Origin of the sequence: Microlunatus sp. GCM10028923 (genome assembly GCF_042666975.1) — a bacterium.
Taxonomy (GTDB): Bacteria; Actinomycetota; Actinomycetes; order Propionibacteriales; family Propionibacteriaceae; genus Microlunatus.
The window spans coordinates 115,042-131,828 of sequence record NZ_JBHTFF010000013.1 but is presented as its reverse complement, the minus strand read 5'-3'; the positions used below and the strand labels follow the sequence as shown (position 1 = coordinate 131,828).

The following is a 16,787-nucleotide window of genomic DNA, read 5'->3' as shown; positions in this document are numbered from 1 at the left end:
TCACGGCGGAAATCCACCCAAGATCCCGGTTCAGCCGGTCGGCATCGCCACCTTGGTCAGGTCCTCGGACAGCCGCCAGACCCGTTCCGCGTCGGCGGTGCTGCGCAACGGCGGGTACAGCGGCTGCTGTGCGGGCGGGCCGCCGAGATGGCCGGGGCCGCCGGGGCCGTACAAGGTGCCGCCCTCGGAATCCGGAGCGGTCGCCGCCAGCAGCGCCGGCAGCTTGGCGCTCTCGACCGTGCCGACCAGGATGCCGCGGGCCGACAGGGCCCGGATCAGCCGGACCTGAAGCGTGTCCTGGCTGCGGCCGAGTTCCGGCCGGGCGGCCAGCAGGCTGGTCGGGGCGACGCCGGGATGGGAGAGGTTGCTGGAGATGCCCCATCCCTCGGCCCTGCTGCGGCGGTCCAGTTCCAGGCCGAACAGCCCGAACGCGATCTTGGACTGCCGATAGGCCCGCATGCCGTCGTAGGAGTGCTCCCAGTTCGGGTCGTCCCAGTTCACCGTGCCGCGCGCCGCGGCGACGCTGACCTGCGAGGTGACCCGGGCCTGTCCGTCCCGGAGCAGCGGGAGCAGGTGCCCGACGAGGGCGAAGTGGCCGAGGTGGTTGGTGCCGAACTGCAGCTCGAAACCGTCGGCGGTGGCCTGCCGGTCCGGCGGCGTCATCACCCCGGCGTTGTTGATCAGGAGGTGGATCGGCCGGCCCTCGTCCCGGAGCACCTCGCCGAGCGCCGCGACCGAGGCCAGCGAGGACAGGTCGAGGCTACGCAGCGAGACGTTCGCGCCGGGCACGGACCGCAGGATCGTGCCGATCGCGGCCTCGCCCTTGCGCTCGTTGCGGACGGGCAGGATCACCTCGGCGCCGGCCGCGGCCAGCCGCTCGGCCATCCCGAGACCCATCCCGTCACTCGCGCCGGTGACGACGGCGCGCTTCCCGCTCAGGTCGGGGACGGTGATGTCGATGCTTCTCATGTCTTCGATCCTCACCTACCGGCGGGACCTTATCCACGGCCTGGCGATCCCAGGCTGGCCGCGTGCTTCCACGGCCCGGAGGCACTAGAAAGAAGGGGAACCACCCGAGGGAGGCGACGTGATCGACCGCACCGGGCTCGCGGAGTTCCTCCGCCGGCGCCGCGAACTGCTGCAACCGGAGGACGTCGGACTCCCGCGCGGGCAGCGCCGCCGGACCAAGGGCCTGCGCCGGGAGGAGGTCGCGGTGCTGTGCCACATGTCGACCGACTACTACTCCCGGATCGAACGGGAGCGCGGGCCGCAGCCGTCCGAGCAGATGATCGCCTCGATCGCGCAGGGACTCCACCTCTCGATCGACGAACGTGATCATCTGTTCCGGCTGGCCGGGCACCACGCGCCCACCCGCGGCCTGACCAGCGAGCACATCAGCCCCGGACTGCTGCGCATCCTGGACCGCCTCGACGACACCCCGGCCGAGGTCGTCACCGAGCTCGGCGAGACGCTGCGGCAGACCGCGCTCGGCGTGGCGCTCACCGGCGACACGACCGGCTACCGCGGCCCGGCCCGGAGCATCGGCTACCGCTGGTTCACCGATCCCGACACCCGGCGCCGGTACGCACCGGAGGACCACCCGTTCCTCAGCCGCATGTTCGCCGCCGGCCTGCGCCAGGTGATGGCGCTGCGCGGCCCGGACTCCCGCGCCGCCGAGTACGCCGAGCTGCTGCTGGCCGAGAGCGCGGAGTTCCGGCGGGTCTGGGACGACCACGAGGTCGGCATCCGGCCGAACGACGTCAAGCACTTCGTCCATCCCGAGGTCGGCGCCCTCGAGCTCACCTGCCAGTCCCTGCTCGACCCGGACCAGTCGCACCGCCTGCTCGTCTACACCGCGCACCCCGGCAGCGAGAGCCACGAGAAGCTGCAGCTGCTCGCCGTCATCGGCGCCCAGAAGCTCGCCGAGGCCGCCGCGTTCGCTCACGGAGAACGCCCGGAAGAAACCCGGCCCCAGATGCCTTGAGCCTATGACGCTCAAGTTGAGTCGGGCGTCACCGATGACTGGAGGCTGAACTCAGATGACGACGACTGAATTGCCCGTTCTGTTCCTCAACGACCTGGTCGTCCTGCCCGGCATGGTCGTCCCGATCGAGCTCGACGACAGCTCGCGCGCCGCGATCGACACGGCCCGCGCGAGCAGCGACGGGCACCTGCTGGTGGCACCCCGACTGGACGACCGCTACGCCTCGTACGGGGTGGTGGCGACGATCGTGCAGACCGGCCGGCTGCAGACCGGCGAGTCCGCCGCGGTGATCCGGGCCGAGCGGCGGGCCAAGATCGGCTCCGGCGTGTCCGGCCCGGGCGCGGCGCTCTGGGTCGAGGCCGAGGAGCTGCCGGAGGAGGACACCGACACCGAGGAGATCCGGACCCTGGCGAGCGACTACCGCTCGCTGGTGGTGGCCAGCCTGCAGCGGCGGGACGCCTGGCAGGTGATCGACACCGTGAACCGGGTGACCGACCCGTCCGCGCTGGCCGACCTGGCCGGCTACGCGTCGTACTTCACCGACGAGCAGAAGCGGCAGCTGCTGGAGACGCCGGCGGTGGCCGAGCGGCTGACCGTGCTGATCGAGTGGACCAAGGAGCACCTGGCCGAGGTCGAGGTGAACGACAAGATCGCCGACGACGTCCGCGAGGGGATGGAGAAGAGCCAGCGCGAGTTCCTGCTCCGGCAGCAGCTCAACGCGATCCGCAAGGAGCTCGGCGAGGACGAGCCGGACGGCGCCGAGGACTACCGGACCCGGGTCGAGTCGGCCGACCTGCCCGAGGCGGTACGGACGGCGGCGCTGCGCGAGGTCGGCAAGCTGGAGCGGTCCAGCGACCAGAGCCCGGAGGCCGGCTGGATCCGGACCTGGCTGGACACGGTGCTGGAGCTGCCGTGGAACGTGATCACCACCGATTCCGAGGACCTGGCCGGAGCCCGGCAGGTGCTCGATCATGATCATCACGGGCTGGAGGACGTCAAGGAGCGGATCGTCGAATACCTCGCCGTACGGTCTCGCCGGGCCAAGCGCGGCCTGAGCGTGGTCGGCGGCCGTGGTTCCGGCGCGGTGCTGGCGCTGGCCGGTCCGCCCGGGGTCGGCAAGACCTCGCTCGGCGAGTCGATCGCCCGCGCACTGGGCCGGAAGTTCGTCCGGGTCGCGCTCGGCGGCGTCCGCGACGAGGCCGAGATCCGCGGCCACCGGCGGACCTACGTCGGCGCCCTGCCGGGCCGGCTGGTCCGCGCGATCAGCGAGGCCGGCTCGTTCAACCCGGTGGTGCTGCTGGACGAGATCGACAAGGTCGGCTCGGACTACCGGGGCGACCCGAGCGCCGCCCTGCTGGAGGTGCTCGACCCGGCGCAGAACCACACCTTCCGTGATCACTACCTCGATTTCGATCTTGATCTCTCCGACGTGATCTTCCTGGCGACGGCGAACGTGATCGAGAACATCCCGCAGCCGCTGCTGGACCGGATGGAACTGATCACTCTGGACGGCTACACGGCCGACGACAAGATCGCGATCGCCCGCGACTTCCTGCTGCCGAAGCAGCGGGAGCTGGCCGGGCTGACCGCCGACGAGGTCGACCTGACCGACGAGGCGCTCCGCGAGATCGCCGCCGACTACACCCGCGAACCGGGCGTACGGCAGCTGGAACGCCTGCTGGCCAAGGCGTTGCGGAAGGCGACGACGAAGCTGGCCGACGCTGAGGGTCTGGAACACGAGGGGGACCCGGAGAAGCTGATCATCGATCTCGGTGATCTGAAGGACTTCCTGGGCCGGCCCCGGTTCACCCCGGAGTCGCACGAGCGGACCTCGGTGCCGGGTGTGGCGACCGGGCTCGCGGTGACCGGGCTCGGCGGTGACGTGCTCTACATCGAGGCGACCGCCGTCGAGGGCAAGGCCGGGCTGACCCTGACCGGCCAGCTGGGCGACGTGATGAAGGAGTCGGCGCAGATCGCCCTCTCCTACGTCCGGGCCCACGCCGCCGAGCTCGGCATCGACGACCCGTCGGTGCTGGACAAGCAGATCCACATCCACGTGCCGGCCGGCGCGGTGCCGAAGGACGGCCCGTCCGCGGGCGTCACGATGGTCACCGCGATCACCTCGATGGCGACCGGGCGACCGGTCCGGTCCGACGTCGGGATGACCGGCGAGGTCACCCTGAACGGCCGGGTGCTGCCGATCGGCGGCGTCAAGCAGAAGCTGCTCGCCGCGCAGCGGGCCGGGCTGACCACGGTCTTCCTGCCGCAGCGCAACGAACCGGACCTGGACGACGTGCCGGCCGAGGTCCGGGAGACGGTGGACGTGCGGCCGACGGCGGACGTGGCGACGCTGGTCGCCGCGGCCCTGACCCCGGTCGCGGCCGCCGAGACCACGGGTGCGGAGGCCCAGACCCGGGCTGCCTGATCCCCCGGACGCAGGAAACCCCCGGAGCCGATGGGCTCCGGGGGTTCGCCGTCTCCGGGCCGGTGATCAGCGCGGCGTGTGCCGTACCGCATAGAGGGCACCGGTCAGCTCGGTCAGATCCTGCGGATCGGACGGCGAGCGGCCGGTCAGTTCCTGCAGCCGCCGAAGCCGGTAGCGGACCGTGTTGGCGTGGCAGTGCAGGTCCGCGGCCGCCTTCTCGGCCGACCCGGAATGGGTCACGAAGGCCTCCAGCGTGTCCAGCAGGACATCGCGGTCCTCGCTGCCCAGCGCCAGCACCGGACCGAGCACCAGGTCGGCCAGCCGGGCGCCCTCCGCCGGTTCGGCGGCGAGCAGCGCGGCCAGCGGGCTCGGGCTGAACACCCGGACGCCGGCGCTTTCGGAGGGCAGCATGACCAGGGCTGCCCGGGCCAGCCGGAACGCCCGCGGCGACTCCGAGAGCTTCCGGTAGAGCGGGCTCACCCCGGTCCGCGCCGCCGCCGAGGTCCGCAGGATCTCCAGCAACGGCTCGTACTGCCCGTCCTTGACCGCAACGACCCCCATCTGCAGCGACGGCGTGAGCCGCCAGCCGGAGTCGATCCCGGCCGCGGCCAGCCGCCGCTCGATCTCGGGCAGGCTCTCCTCGGCGAGCCCGCGCGTCTCGGCGACCACGACCACGGCCCGGCCGTCGGGCGGCAGCCCGAGCAGTGCCGCCGCCTCCCAGGGCCCGGCCGCCGACCCGGGTCCGCCGGTCAGCAACGCCTCCACCAGCGCCGACCGGCGACGCTGCTGAGCCCGCAGCAGCTGGGCGGTGGTCTCCCGGTACGACTCCGTGACGGCGAGCGACGTCTCGTCGATCACCCGCCAGATGGTGCCGGCCGCCTCGAGCAACGCCTCGGTGGCGAACCGGCGCCGCTCGTCCAGCAACGCCCGCCACAGAATGGCGTACGCGAGCCGGTAGACCTGCAGGACCTCCGGCAGCGGCATCCCCTGTTCGGCCCGGCGACGCCCCGTCGCCCGTGCCGCGGTCAGATCGGTCGGCCCGCCCTCAGGGCCGAGTGCCGCGACGAGAAAACCCAGATTGTGTTCCAGTGACTGGCGCAACTGGTCCCGCGAGACGAGCTTCTCCCGACCGTAGATCGGGATCTGCTCCAAGGTCGCCGCGATGATCTCCTCGACGAACCGCGGCACCCCCGCTTCAAGCCATTGTGCGACCTCCGTGATTCGCGCGTTGCTCATCAACCGTTCCTCCCGACTGCATCGTGCCCCAGTCCCGCGACCAGAATGGCAGCGTTGCGACGCGGGGTCGAACACCGGGCGCTGCGCGTGCCGTAGTCCGGGCCCGCTGTGACCGCGGACAGCCGGTCATGTCGGACGTGACAAACCTTTCCGTGACCTCTGCGGGCGGGCTCGCCGATCCTTGACCGCGGTCGTGATCATGTCGAGGGTGGCCGTCAGAACGACCAGACACCGATCATGGAACGGCGGGAACGTTGATCGACGACAGCGACTGCGGCACGCCCGCGGCCGAGATCGGCCGGGCCGAGGCCTGCTCCCTGCAGTGCCCCGACTGCCGGTTCTGGAGCCTCTGGCCGATCGCCGCGGCGGAGGCCCCGCGGTGCGCCGGCTGTAGCGGGCCGTTGCCCTGGATCATCCGCGGTACGGCAGCGGGGTTCGACGCCGCGATCGACACCGCGGTGCTCGCGCTGGTCGAGTTCTGGGCGCCGTGGAGCGGCTCCAGCCTGTCCCTGGCGCCGCAGCTGCAACGACTGGCCGCCCGGCATGCGGGGCGGCTGAAGCTGATCAAGGTCGAGATCGACCAGGAGCCCGGACTCGGGATCCTGCACCGGGTGACCGGGGTACCGCTGTTGATGATCATGGTCGACGGAGAAGAGGTCGACCGCCGCAACGGCTGTCCCTCAGAGGGCCAGCTGACCCGCTGGATCGACCGCTGGGTCACCCATCAGAGCCGTACCGCGGCGACGCCGGAATGAGACATCCGCGCGCACAGCCGGTGCTGGCCTACCCGGCCCGGATGGCGATCTTCCTGGTGCTGACCGTTCGACCAGGCGGTCAGCACCAGGTCGCCGACACGCTCGGCGGGCTCGGCGCGATCACCCGGTCGGTCGCGCCCGGCGGGCTCACCTGCGTCGCCGGTGTCGGAGCCGGCCTGTGGGACCGCCTCTGGCCGGGACCGCGGCCGGTCGGGCTGGAACCGCTGCACGGCATCGAGGGCCCGGAGCACACCGCCGTCGCGACGCCCGGCGACCTGCTGTTCCATCTGCGGGCCGACCGGCTGACCACCTGTTCCGAGCTGGCGCACCGGCTGCTCGACCGGCTCGGCGAAGCGGTCGAGGTGGCCGACCGGGTGGCCGCGGCGCGCCGGCCCGAGGAGCCGGACCTGCCGCGGCTGACCGACGCCGACGACAACCCGACCGGGATCGACGCCGTCTCGGCGGTCCAGGTCGGCGCCGAGGACCCCGACCACGCCGGCGGCAGCTACGTGATCGTCCAGCGGTACCGGCATGACCTGACCGCCTGGCGCTCGCGGCCGACGGCGGACCGGCTCAGCCTCCCTGAGCGCGAGCCGCCGGCCCGCCGGATCGTCCGCGACACCCTGCCGTTCGAGACGGCCGGACCGGACGAGCACGGCAGCTACCTGATCGCGTACGCGAGCTCGGCCGGCGTGCTGGACCGGATGCTGCGGGACCGGTTCGTCGGCGACCTCTCCGGCCGGCCCGACCCGGACCTCGCCTTCTCGACCGCCGTCACCGGCGGGCTGTTCTTCGCGCCGACCCGGGACCGGCTGGGCGGTCCGGTGCGGCAGGCCGAACTCGCCCTGGCCGCGGCCCGCCGACGGTCAGCCCGTCACGAGGCGGCCGAACTGCGCCGGACCACCAGCTGCGGCTGAAACACCACCCGGCTGTGCCGGCCGTCGCTGCGGGTGATCGCGGTGTGCAGCAGGTCCATCGCCGTCCTGCCGTACTGCCTGCCGGGCCTGGCGATGGACGTCAGCGGCACCAGAGCTCCGGCACCGAAGTCCGAGTCGTCGTAGCCGACCACCGCGATGTCGTCCGGCACCACGATTCCGGGCGCCTCCCGGAGCCCGTTCATGATCCCGATCGCCAGCGCATCGTTGGCCGCGAAGACCCCGTCGGGTCGTTCGCCCGCGGGCCGTCGCCCGATCGCCAGGCCGACGGCCCGGCCGATCGCGACCGTACGGGACTCCACCTCGATCACCTCGAGGCGCGCGTCCGGGGTCCGCCGGACGACCTGCCGGGCACCGGTCAGCCGGTCGGCGACGGTTTCGATCCCGAGCGGCCCGCCGACGAAGAGGAGGTTGCGCCGACCGCCCTCGATCAGGTGGCCGGCCACCAGTTCGCCGCCGGCGACCTCGTCGAAGCTGACCGACGAGCAGGTGTCGGTGTCGGCGCGGGCACCGACCAGGACCGTCGGGATCCCCCGGTCGCGCAGTTGCTCGATCCGCCGTTTCGGAAAGGCCCCGACCGGGGAGAGCAGCAGGCCGCGCACCCGCTGGGCCTCGAACAGGTCGAGGTGGGCCGCCTCCCCCTCGACCGTGCCCCCGTCGCTCCCGATCAGGATCGAGAAACCGACCTCGCGGGCGCGCTCGGCCGCGCCGGCGGAGAACTCCGCGAACGAGTGGTTGCCGACCTCGAACGTGACGTGGCCGATCGTCGTACTCGACCCGATCCTCAGTTGTCGGGCCGCGTGGTTGCTGACGTAGCCCAGTTCCTTGATCGCCGATGAGATCCGGGCGGCGGTGCGCGGCGCCACCCGGTGCGGATGGTTGAGGTAGTTGGACACGGTCCCGGCCGACACGCGGGCCCGCGCCGCCACATCACGGAGGGCGATCGTGGACAACAGGCCTCCTCTCGACCGACCCGGCCACCGCCGGTTCCATTGAACGTTACAACAGCCTGAAGAGGCCCGAGATCCTCGCCACGCAAGGATTCCGCCCAGCGCGACGGAGACCTCTTGTTGCCGACGAATTGAATCGTTAATATTCGAATCGAGACGGAGGGCGAACGGCGCCGGATGACGGGCGCACGGATGAGGTGACAGCGATGTCAGCACTGCAGCCCATGGACCGCGCGGCGGCCAGGGTACGGCCGGAACCGGCACCCTTCAGCTACGACGAGTTGCGGATGATCGCGCTGTTCGCCGAGGGGCTGTGCCTGGACACCATCGCGCGCCGCCTCAACCTGTCCGATCGGACCGTGCGGCGGCGCGCCCGCAGCGTGTGTGACCGGCTTGGCGCCGGCACCATGATCCAGGTGGTCGCTTGGGCGGCCCGGCACCGCTTCATCTGACCTCCGTCAGCGCCGGGGCCGGTCGTAGTAGCCGACCGAATCGACCTGGAACCGGCCCGACCACGTGGTCTCGGTGCCGAGCGCCCGCATCCCGACCTCGATCCGGTCGATCGCCGACCGGCCGGCCCAGTCGGTGACCGGGACCACCAGTTCGTTCCACCGATTGGGCGAGTACGGAGCCGTGATCGTCACCCGATCGGTGCCGGAGTACAGGGTGAACGTCGCCTCGTAGCCGGTGGCATCCGGTGCCCCGCCGTAGGAGTTCAGGAAGACTGCGACCTCGTGCGCGGCCGACAGGTCCAGCGGCTGCGCGGGCCGCAGCACGACCGTCCGGGGAGCACTCGCCGCGACACCTGCCCCGACCGCCTCGAGGGCGTGGCTCCCGTCGTGCGGCAGCCGCGGCCCGTTGAGGAACGTCGTCACGGCGGCGGCCGACGAGACGTTGATCCCGGGCTGCCAGCCCTGGGCCGTCCCGTCGTCGAAGTCGTACAGCTCGACGGGCGTCGGCGGCGGCAGCTCGAGCGGCACCCGGTACTCGACGTCCTGCACCGACAGTTCCAGCTCTGGCGCGGCAATGTCCGGCGGTTCGTAGCCGGTGATCGTGCCGGTGAACGTCCGTTGCTCGCCGGTCGGCAGCCGGTCGATCTCGAACGACGCCGGGTCGATCGCGATGCCGGTGCCGGGCACCACCCGCAGCGACCCGTCGACCGGTCGGATGTCCCAGTTGGTCAGGGTGAGCCGCGCCGGGGCACCCACCCGGCCGCCCTCCGGCGCGACGGCGGTCAGATTGACGTTGGTGGTCCGGCCGGTGTCGGCCAGCCGATCGGCCCGTACGACCTCGGCCACCCGCACGGTGCCGGACCAGTCGATGTTGGTGGAACCGCGGACCCAGATCTTCAGCCGGCTGATCGACGACCGGGCAGCCCAGCGGGACAGGTCGAGGGTCAACTGCTGTTCGTCGCCGTCGTCCGCGAGCCGTGCCGTGCCGGCGGCGATGGCGCCGCCGGTCTCCCCGTACGCCTTGATCCGGGCGTAGCGGGGACCGGTCTCCTGCTGGTACGGCACCCGGAGCCGCACCCCGACGTACGGCGTCGACGACGCGTCGAGCGGCTCGGCGAACTCGACATCGGAGCCCCGCCACAGCTTGGCCAGCGAGTTGAAGCCGATCACCAGATCACCGTTGTCGGCGGCGACCGACGCGGCGTTGTCCGAGACCTGCCAGCCGTCCGTCCCCTGGTCGAAGGTGCTGATCGGCGTCGTTCCGCCGAGCCTGGCGGTGGTACTGATGCCGGCGACCTCCGGCAGCGGGCGTTGGGCCAGCGCCGCCGGGTCCCAGCCCGGCACGAGCTCCGACCAGTCGTCGATCCCGATCACGTCGAGCGCGAACTTGGTGGCCTCGAGCGACCGTTCGGTGTCGATGAGCGCGAACACGTCGTGGATCAGCTTCGGGCGGTCGGGCTTGTCGGGTTCCGGCCGTTCCTCGTCGGCCGTCCAGAGCCCGAACCGGAAGCTGCCCTCGCGCTTGTGGTCCACGTGCCGATGCAGGATGAACGAGTCGATCCCGTCGAGGAACCTGACCTTGTAGTACGCGAGCGCGTAGCAGGCGGCCTGGAGCCGTTCCGCCTCGGCCGTCGTGCCGGGCATGTTGCAGCCCTGCTCGGACAGGATGATCCGCCGTGGCTGTCCGTCGTAGCGCAGTTCGCTGCGGCCGAGGTACTGCGGCAGCAACTCGATGTTCTTGAACGTCATCATCGGCGTGGTCTCGATGTCCCCGGTGGCCCGGTCGTCCTTCCAGAACGCCGGGTTGGCCAGGGTCTGCGGGTACGGGTGGTGGGCGACGTGCCAGCCGTAGTCGCCGTGGTCCTTGGACAGCTGGTTGATCCCCTCGATCACGTCGGGAGCCGGGTAGAAGCGCGTCGGGCGTTCCGGATCCGGATTCGTCCCGCAGACCGTGATCCAGCAGTGGGTCAGCGAGATGTAGGTACGGGCCTCGCTGTAGGCGGCCCGGGCCGCGAGGTCGGTGATCCGCAGGGCGCGCTCGTAGTCGCGGACGAACTCCCCCACCGGCTTGTCGCCCATGTTCGCCCAGGCCCACTGTGCGTTGATCTCGTTGCCGACGATGAAGCCGGTCGCCCGGCCGTACCGCCGATCGCTGCGGGTGTAGCGCTGGGCGAAGAACTCGACCGCCGCGGTGTAGTAGGCGACGCCCTCGGCGGTCAGGGTGTTGAACCCGAGGACCCGGCCGGCCTGCGGATCCGCGTCCGGGTGGGCCAGCACCCGCCCGGCGGAGTTCGGGTCCGTGGTGGGCTGGACCAGGAAGATCAGGTTGACCACCATGCCGTTGTCGGAGCTCGGCTTGATCTGCCGGTCCCGCGCCTCGACCAGGTCTGCGTCGAAGTAGAAGGTCCGCCCGTTGGAGGTGAACGTGATCATGTTCGCCGGATCCACCGGCTCCAGCAGCATGAGCTGGTTGAGCGGGAGGTTGACGGTCGCGTGCTGCACGCCGATCTCCTCGGCGTCGTCGGTGACCGGGAGCGTGACGCCCTTCTTGTTCAGCGGCTCCGGGTACGGGTACGAGGCGAGCGGGGTGACCTGGTTGTCGTCGACGTACCGGAAGGTGCCGAGCACGGCGCCGTCGACCACCGCGAGGTATTTGGCGTAGTACAGGTCGGTCCGGCCCTCGGCGCGCGGGACGGTCGCCGTGAACCCGCCGTCGGCGTCCGCCGTCACGGTGGCGACCGGCTCGCCGTCCGACCAGGAGGTCTCGGCGGCCTCGGTTCCCAGCGCATGGATCGCGACCGTTGAGCCCGCCGGAGCGGAGCCCGCCACGGTGACCGAATCGTCGCGCGCCACGACCGTCCGGACCCCCTGGGCCGGCTCGGCACGCGCGGCCGGTGGCGCGACCAGCAGCGAGGCGACCAGCGCGAGGACGACGCTCGCCAGCAGGACGGCGGGCCGCGGCCGGAGCAGCCGCTGATTCGTTTCAACCATGGCTCGGACGCTAGGCGGCGGGCCGGAACCCGGTCAACGATCTGGCCGCTTCCGGCCGTCCCCGTCCACCGGGCGGACGATCAGGCCGCGCCCCGCCACGGGGTGAGCTCGCGGAGCAGGTCCATCGGCGTGCCGGGATCGTTGCCGATCAGGGTGTCCAGTTCGGTCTGGGTCGGGAACGGGTCCTCGAACCGGTCCAGCCAGGCCATGGTGAGCGCGTGCAGGTCGCGTTGCACGGCCTCGATGCCGGTGAACCCCTGGGTGTCGGTCTGGCCGAACAGGTTGCGCAGTTGATGGGGATCGTCCTGGCGGTCGTACAGCACGTCGTAGGTTCGGAGCAGTCGGGTCCGGCCGACGTCGGAGCCGATGGCGTCGATGGCCGCCGTCGTCCGGTCGATGTGCTCGATCGCGTACGTCCAGCGACGGGTCACCACGCCGCGCCACGGGGTGGCGAAGTAGAAGAGGGGTACCGACTCGACGGCCTCGTCGTCGCCGGCCCCCACAGCCGCCGACAGGTCGGATCCCTGGCACGCCTCGGGCGCCCCGAGCCCCATCAGGCCGAGGATCGTCGGCATCAGATCGAGCGTGCCGACGAGCAGGTCTCGCCGGCTGCCGGCCAGGTCGCGGCCCGGCATCCTGATGATCAACGGCACCGCGATCGAGACGTCCTCGGGCGTGCTCTTGTGCCAGTGCGCGAGGTAGCCGCCGAACGTCTCGCCGTGATCACTGGTGTAGACGATGATCGTGTTGTCCGCCAGTCCCCGGTCCTCGAGCCGGGCCAGGATCCGGCCGACGTGGTGATCGACTTCGCTGCACAGCGCGAGATAGCCCTGCATCATCCGCCGGGTGCGCGCGTTGTCCGGCAGGCTCGGCCGCAATTCGATCTCGTCCGGGTCGTACCGGGCCTTGAACTCCTCCGGCGCATCGAACCCGGAGTAGCGTTCCTCGTCGCCGCCGAGGTGGTTGTGCGGCGGGTGGTAGGAGACGAACAGCGAGAACGGCTGGTCGGCGGTCTGGTCGTCGATGAAGTCGAGCGCCTGGTCGGTCTGGCCCTCGACCTCCCAGGTGCCGAACCGGTGCACCTCGTTGTCGTCGCCCCAGTAGAAGGCGTGGTCGGGGTGGTAGTTGACGTCGCAGTTGTTGGTCAGGAACGTCGCGTCGAAGCCGTGCCGGTCCGGGCCGGGCGGCACCGGACGGTAGCGGTTCCCGCCGTAGAGGTGCCACTTGCCGACGTAGCCGTTGCGGTATCCCGCCCTGGCCAGGACCTCGGCGAACGAGTCCCCGAGATCGACCGCGAGCCGGCGGTCATTGGTGTAGCAGTTGTTGCGCATCGGGTGTTGGCCGGTGATCAACATCCCGCGGTACGGCGTGCACACCGGCGAGCTCGAGATGCAGTGCGTGAACGTGATCCCCTGCTCGGCCAGGGTGTCGAGATTCGGGGTCCGGACGCTGCCGACGCCGTAGCAGCCGACCATGTCCTTGGACTGCTGGTCGGAGAAGATGAAGATCAGGTTCGGTCGGTCGGTCCGGCTCACTCAGGATTCCTTTTCACTCGATGATCAACAGGGTCGGGCTTGCTCAGTGCGATCCCGGCAGGCCGCCCTGGATGCCGGCCAGGAAGTACTTGGACAGGAACGTGAAGATCAACAGCAGCGGCAGGCTGGCCAGCAGGTAGCCGGCGAACATCGGCCCGTAGTCGGTGCCGGACTGGCCTTGGAAGAACAGCAGCCCGACCGACACCGTACGCAGCTCGTCCTTGGTGATGGTGAGCAACGGCCAGAAGAAGTCGTTCCACACGCCGTTGACGGTGATCAGCGCCACCGTACCGATCACCGGCAAGGACAGCGGAGCCATGATCGACCAGAAGATCCTGATCCCGCCGGCGCCGTCCACCCGGGCCGCGTCGAACAGCTCCTGCGGGATGCCCTCGATGAACGTCTTCATCAAGATCGTGCCGAGCACGCAGCCGCCCGCGATGTGCGGCAGGATCAGCACCGCGTACGTGTTGAGCAGCTTGAGATCGCGCATCATCACGAACAGCGGGATCAGGGCGCAGATGTTCGGCACCATCAGCAGCGCCGCGATCATGACGAAGAAGAACCGCCGGCCCGGGAAGGAGTAGCGGGCGATCACGAAGCCCGCGATCAGCGACAGCAGCACGATGCCGACGATGGCGGCCGCGGCCACGATCACCGACGAGATCATGTACGGCTGGATCTGCTGCCAGGCGGTGGCGTAGTTCTCCCAGTGGATCGGCAGCGCCGGCGCCCAGTAGTGCTCGGCGATCTGCAGGTTGTCCTTGGCGGACGTGATGATCATGAACAGGTACGGGAACATGGTCAGCCCCACCAGGACGGCCAGGACGCCCTTCACGCCCCACTGTCGTGACCGGCGCCGCGTTCGCCGTCCGGTCACCGGGATGCCGATCGAAGTCATTCGCACACTCCTCGTGCAGAGCGGGTCATCACAGGCCCTTGACGTTGGACGTGTCCGAGCGCCGTACGAACACGACGATCGCACTGAAGACCAAGGTGATCATGAACAGGGTCGTCGACAGGGCGGCCGCGTAGCCCCAGTCCTGCCCCTGGAAGGCGACGTTGAGCATCCGCAGCACCGGCACGGTGGTGGCGTCGTCCGGCCCGCCGGCCGTGACGACGTAGGCCATGAAGCCGTACTGCAGGGTGTGGATGATCGCCAGGAAGAACAACAGCTTGAACTGGCGCGCCATCAACGGCAGGTCGATCGCCCAGAAGCGCCGGAACCGGCCCACGCCGTCCAGCGCCGCGGACTCGAAGATCTCCGGCGGGATGCCGCGCAGCGTCGAGTAGAAGATCAGGAACGGCAGCCCGGAGATGAACGGGAACCCGATGAACAGCAGCGATCCCAGCGCCAGCTTCGGGTCGCCGGTCCAGTTCTGCGCCAGGAACCCCAGCCCCAGCCCCTCCAGCGCACGGTTGATCAGGCCGTTGTTCGGGTGGTACATGAACGACCACATGAACGCGGTCACGATGCCGGGGAAGGCGATCGGGACGATCAACAGGGTCCGGAAGACGAACTGGGCCCGCTCACTGCGCAGCGTGATCAACAACTCCGCGGCCAGCAGCGGCAGCGCCCAGATCAGGATGCCCCAGACGAAGATGAAGCCGAGGTTGCGGAACGACTGCCACCAGATCTCGTCGGCCAGCATGGTCCGGTAGTTGGCGAGCCCGATGAAGATCGACTCGCCGCCCGGGTTCCACTCCCACAGGGAACGCACGATCCCCAGCACCGACGGGTAGTACTGGAAGGCCGCCAGCATCCCGAGCGTCGGCAGCAGGGCGAGGTACGGCGCCCACGGGATCCGCCGGCGCCGGCGGGCGGCCGGGCCCTGGTCCGGGGTGACCGGCGCCTCCGTGATCATGGTCGGATGGGTGCGCTCGGACCGTTCCTGAGCGGTCACCCCTTGGCCCAATCCTCGGTCCAGTTGTTCTCCTTGGCCGACTCCTTGGCCCAGGCGATCCAGTCCTCCTTCATCTCCGCCAGCTGGGCGTCGAGCGGCTGGTTGTTCAGCAGGAAGCCGTCGTAGATGTTCTTGGTGCTCTCCGCCTTGGGCACGAAGCCGGTGCCCTGCACGACCGGCGCCTTGAACCACTCGCCGCTCATCAGTTCGTCCAGCCCGGGAGCAGGATCGGCGTCCTTGGTCGCGGGGATGCCGCCGGAGGCGTCCAGCCACTTCTGCCCGTGGGTCGGGCTGGACGCGAACTGGAGGAACTTGACCGCGGCCTCGAGCTGCTGCCCCTCGACGGTCGACGGGATCATGTAGTTCGTGCCGCCCACCTGGGCGCCGAACTGGGCCGGGGCGCCGGACGCCAGCGGCGAGTCGGCCTCGGTGATCGTCGGAAACGCCATGGTGCCCCACTTCCAGGACACGTCGGCCAGATTGCCGACGGCGAAGTTGGTGCCCCAGGCCATCGCGGCCCGGCCGCCGGTGAAGTCCTCGCCGCCGGTGAACGCGGCGCCGCCGCCGATCCCGGACCAGTTCGGGGTCGCGCACTCGTCGAAGAACTTCTTGAACAGGTTGAGTCCCTCGGCGATCTCGGGCGTCGTGGTCGGGTCCAGTTCGCCGGTCAGCACCGCCTTGGCGAGGCTCTTCGCCGTGACCTGGTCGGCCTTGCCGGGGTTGCCCTCGGCGTCGAACTGGTTCCACTGCTCGGCGTACTTGGCCGCCATCATCGAGCTGATCACGCGCTGGGTCCAGCCCTGGCCGAGCCGGCCGCCGTCCATGGCGAACGGGATGTGCCCGGCGGCCTTGATCTTGCCGCACGCGTCGATCAGTTCGCCGTAGCTGCGGATCGGGGCGGTGACCCCGGCCTCCTGCATCAGGTCCTGGTTGTAGAACACGCCGATGATCACCAGGTTGAACGGGATGAACTCGTAGTCGTCGGCCGCGTTGCGCCCGGCGGTCGCGTTGGCTCCGAAGTAGTCCTGGTTGAACAGGTCGATCCAGCGCTGGTTGCCCTTGACGTAGGGGTTGGGCTGTTCCAGGTACGCATTGAGCGCGTGCACCTGTTCGGGCTTGTGCGGCGCCTGGGAGAACACGAGCTCCGGCGCGGTGCCGGCGGCGAGCTGGGTGGACAGGGTCTGCGCGAACTCCTTCAGCGGGAGCACGGTCGTCTCGACGTTGATCGACGGCTCCTGCGCCTCGAACCGCTGGACCAGGTCCTCCCACTCCGGCCCGAAACTCTTCGGATCGTTGTTCCACTGGTTCGGCCCGGCCAGCGTGATCGTGATCTTGCCGCCATCGGAACCAGCCTCGGTGCACGCGGCGCACAGCAGCAGGGCCGCAGCGGCGCAGACGGCGAGCAGACGGGTCAACAGGCGCCCCGACCTGCGGGGACGGTGCCGCGCCGAAAGGGTGGCGGGCGAGGTACGGGGAGCCGAGGGCGGGCGCAGGTGCATAGCGAGCTTCCTTGTTCGCAGAGATTGGAACGTTTCACCAAGGCGAAGGTAACACCGACCGCTGCGTTCGGCACCGATCAGCGGGGGAACTTGTCCGGTTCCGGCCACGGGTCAGGTCGTC

Annotated in this window: 13 protein-coding genes; 5 read left to right on the top strand and 8 right to left on the bottom strand. The window is 70.3% G+C overall.

Features of this window, described 5'->3' with window-relative positions; translation table 11 throughout:
* Window positions 1-30 precede the first annotated feature (30 nt).
* Window positions 31-969 (bottom strand): SDR family oxidoreductase, encoded by a 939-nt coding sequence (locus ACFQU4_RS27515; RefSeq protein ID WP_377498217.1) that lies wholly within the window; start codon window positions 967-969, stop codon window positions 31-33.
* 118 nt (window positions 970-1,087) lie between these two features.
* Here ACFQU4_RS27515 and ACFQU4_RS27510 point away from each other — a divergent pair, with 118 nt between their 5' ends.
* A complete protein-coding gene (locus tag ACFQU4_RS27510; RefSeq protein ID WP_377498215.1) occupies window positions 1,088-1,984 on the top strand; it encodes a helix-turn-helix transcriptional regulator in 897 nt (298 codons plus the stop codon).
* Window positions 1,985-2,039: 55 nt separating this feature from the next.
* A complete protein-coding gene (lon, locus tag ACFQU4_RS27505; protein WP_377498213.1) occupies window positions 2,040-4,409 on the top strand; it encodes an endopeptidase La in 2,370 nt (789 codons plus the stop codon).
* A 66-nt stretch (window positions 4,410-4,475) separates the two neighbouring features.
* Here lon and ACFQU4_RS27500 read toward each other — a convergent pair whose 3' ends face one another.
* Window positions 4,476-5,645, bottom strand: a complete 1,170-nt coding sequence (locus ACFQU4_RS27500) for a PucR family transcriptional regulator (RefSeq protein WP_377498211.1) — start codon at window positions 5,643-5,645, stop codon at window positions 4,476-4,478.
* A gap of 254 nt (window positions 5,646-5,899) precedes the next feature.
* Here ACFQU4_RS27500 and ACFQU4_RS27495 point away from each other — a divergent pair, with 254 nt between their 5' ends.
* Together ACFQU4_RS27495 and ACFQU4_RS27490 are read left to right on the top strand one after the other, a co-directional pair.
* A complete protein-coding gene (locus ACFQU4_RS27495; protein ID WP_377498209.1) occupies window positions 5,900-6,400 on the top strand; it encodes a thioredoxin family protein in 501 nt (166 codons plus the stop codon).
* Entirely contained in the window at window positions 6,397-7,317 is a 921-nt protein-coding gene (locus ACFQU4_RS27490) for a Dyp-type peroxidase (protein WP_377498207.1), read from the top strand. Before ACFQU4_RS27495 ends, ACFQU4_RS27490 begins: the two co-directional genes overlap by 4 nt.
* On the opposite strand, the gene ACFQU4_RS27485 is transcribed toward ACFQU4_RS27490, so the two are convergent.
* Window positions 7,275-8,288 (bottom strand): LacI family DNA-binding transcriptional regulator, encoded by a 1,014-nt coding sequence (locus ACFQU4_RS27485; RefSeq protein WP_377498205.1) that lies wholly within the window; start codon window positions 8,286-8,288, stop codon window positions 7,275-7,277. The genes ACFQU4_RS27490 and ACFQU4_RS27485 overlap by 43 nt on opposite strands.
* Before the next feature lie 203 nt (window positions 8,289-8,491).
* Here ACFQU4_RS27485 and ACFQU4_RS27480 point away from each other — a divergent pair, with 203 nt between their 5' ends.
* Window positions 8,492-8,737 (top strand): helix-turn-helix domain-containing protein, encoded by a 246-nt coding sequence (locus ACFQU4_RS27480; RefSeq protein WP_377498203.1) that lies wholly within the window; start codon window positions 8,492-8,494, stop codon window positions 8,735-8,737.
* Window positions 8,738-8,743: 6 nt separating this feature from the next.
* Here ACFQU4_RS27480 and ACFQU4_RS27475 read toward each other — a convergent pair whose 3' ends face one another.
* The 5 genes from ACFQU4_RS27475 to ACFQU4_RS27455 all read right to left on the bottom strand — a co-directional run bounded on the left by ACFQU4_RS27475 (window position 8,744) and on the right by ACFQU4_RS27455 (window position 16,582).
* Complete coding sequence (locus ACFQU4_RS27475; protein WP_377498201.1) at window positions 8,744-11,728, bottom strand: DUF5722 domain-containing protein; 2,985 nt, start codon at window positions 11,726-11,728, stop codon at window positions 8,744-8,746.
* Between the two features lie 80 nt (window positions 11,729-11,808).
* On the bottom strand, window positions 11,809-13,263 hold the full coding sequence (locus ACFQU4_RS27470; protein WP_377498199.1) for a sulfatase: 1,455 nt from the start codon (window positions 13,261-13,263) through the stop codon (window positions 11,809-11,811).
* A 43-nt stretch (window positions 13,264-13,306) separates the two neighbouring features.
* Entirely contained in the window at window positions 13,307-14,164 is an 858-nt protein-coding gene (locus ACFQU4_RS27465) for a carbohydrate ABC transporter permease (RefSeq protein ID WP_377498197.1), read from the bottom strand.
* A 28-nt stretch (window positions 14,165-14,192) separates the two neighbouring features.
* Window positions 14,193-15,167, bottom strand: coding sequence for a carbohydrate ABC transporter permease (locus ACFQU4_RS27460; RefSeq protein ID WP_377498195.1), 975 nt, complete (start codon window positions 15,165-15,167; stop codon window positions 14,193-14,195).
* Complete coding sequence (locus ACFQU4_RS27455; protein WP_377498193.1) at window positions 15,164-16,582, bottom strand: ABC transporter substrate-binding protein; 1,419 nt, start codon at window positions 16,580-16,582, stop codon at window positions 15,164-15,166. Before ACFQU4_RS27455 ends, ACFQU4_RS27460 begins: the two co-directional genes overlap by 4 nt.
* Window positions 16,583-16,787: the final 205 nt, after the last annotated feature.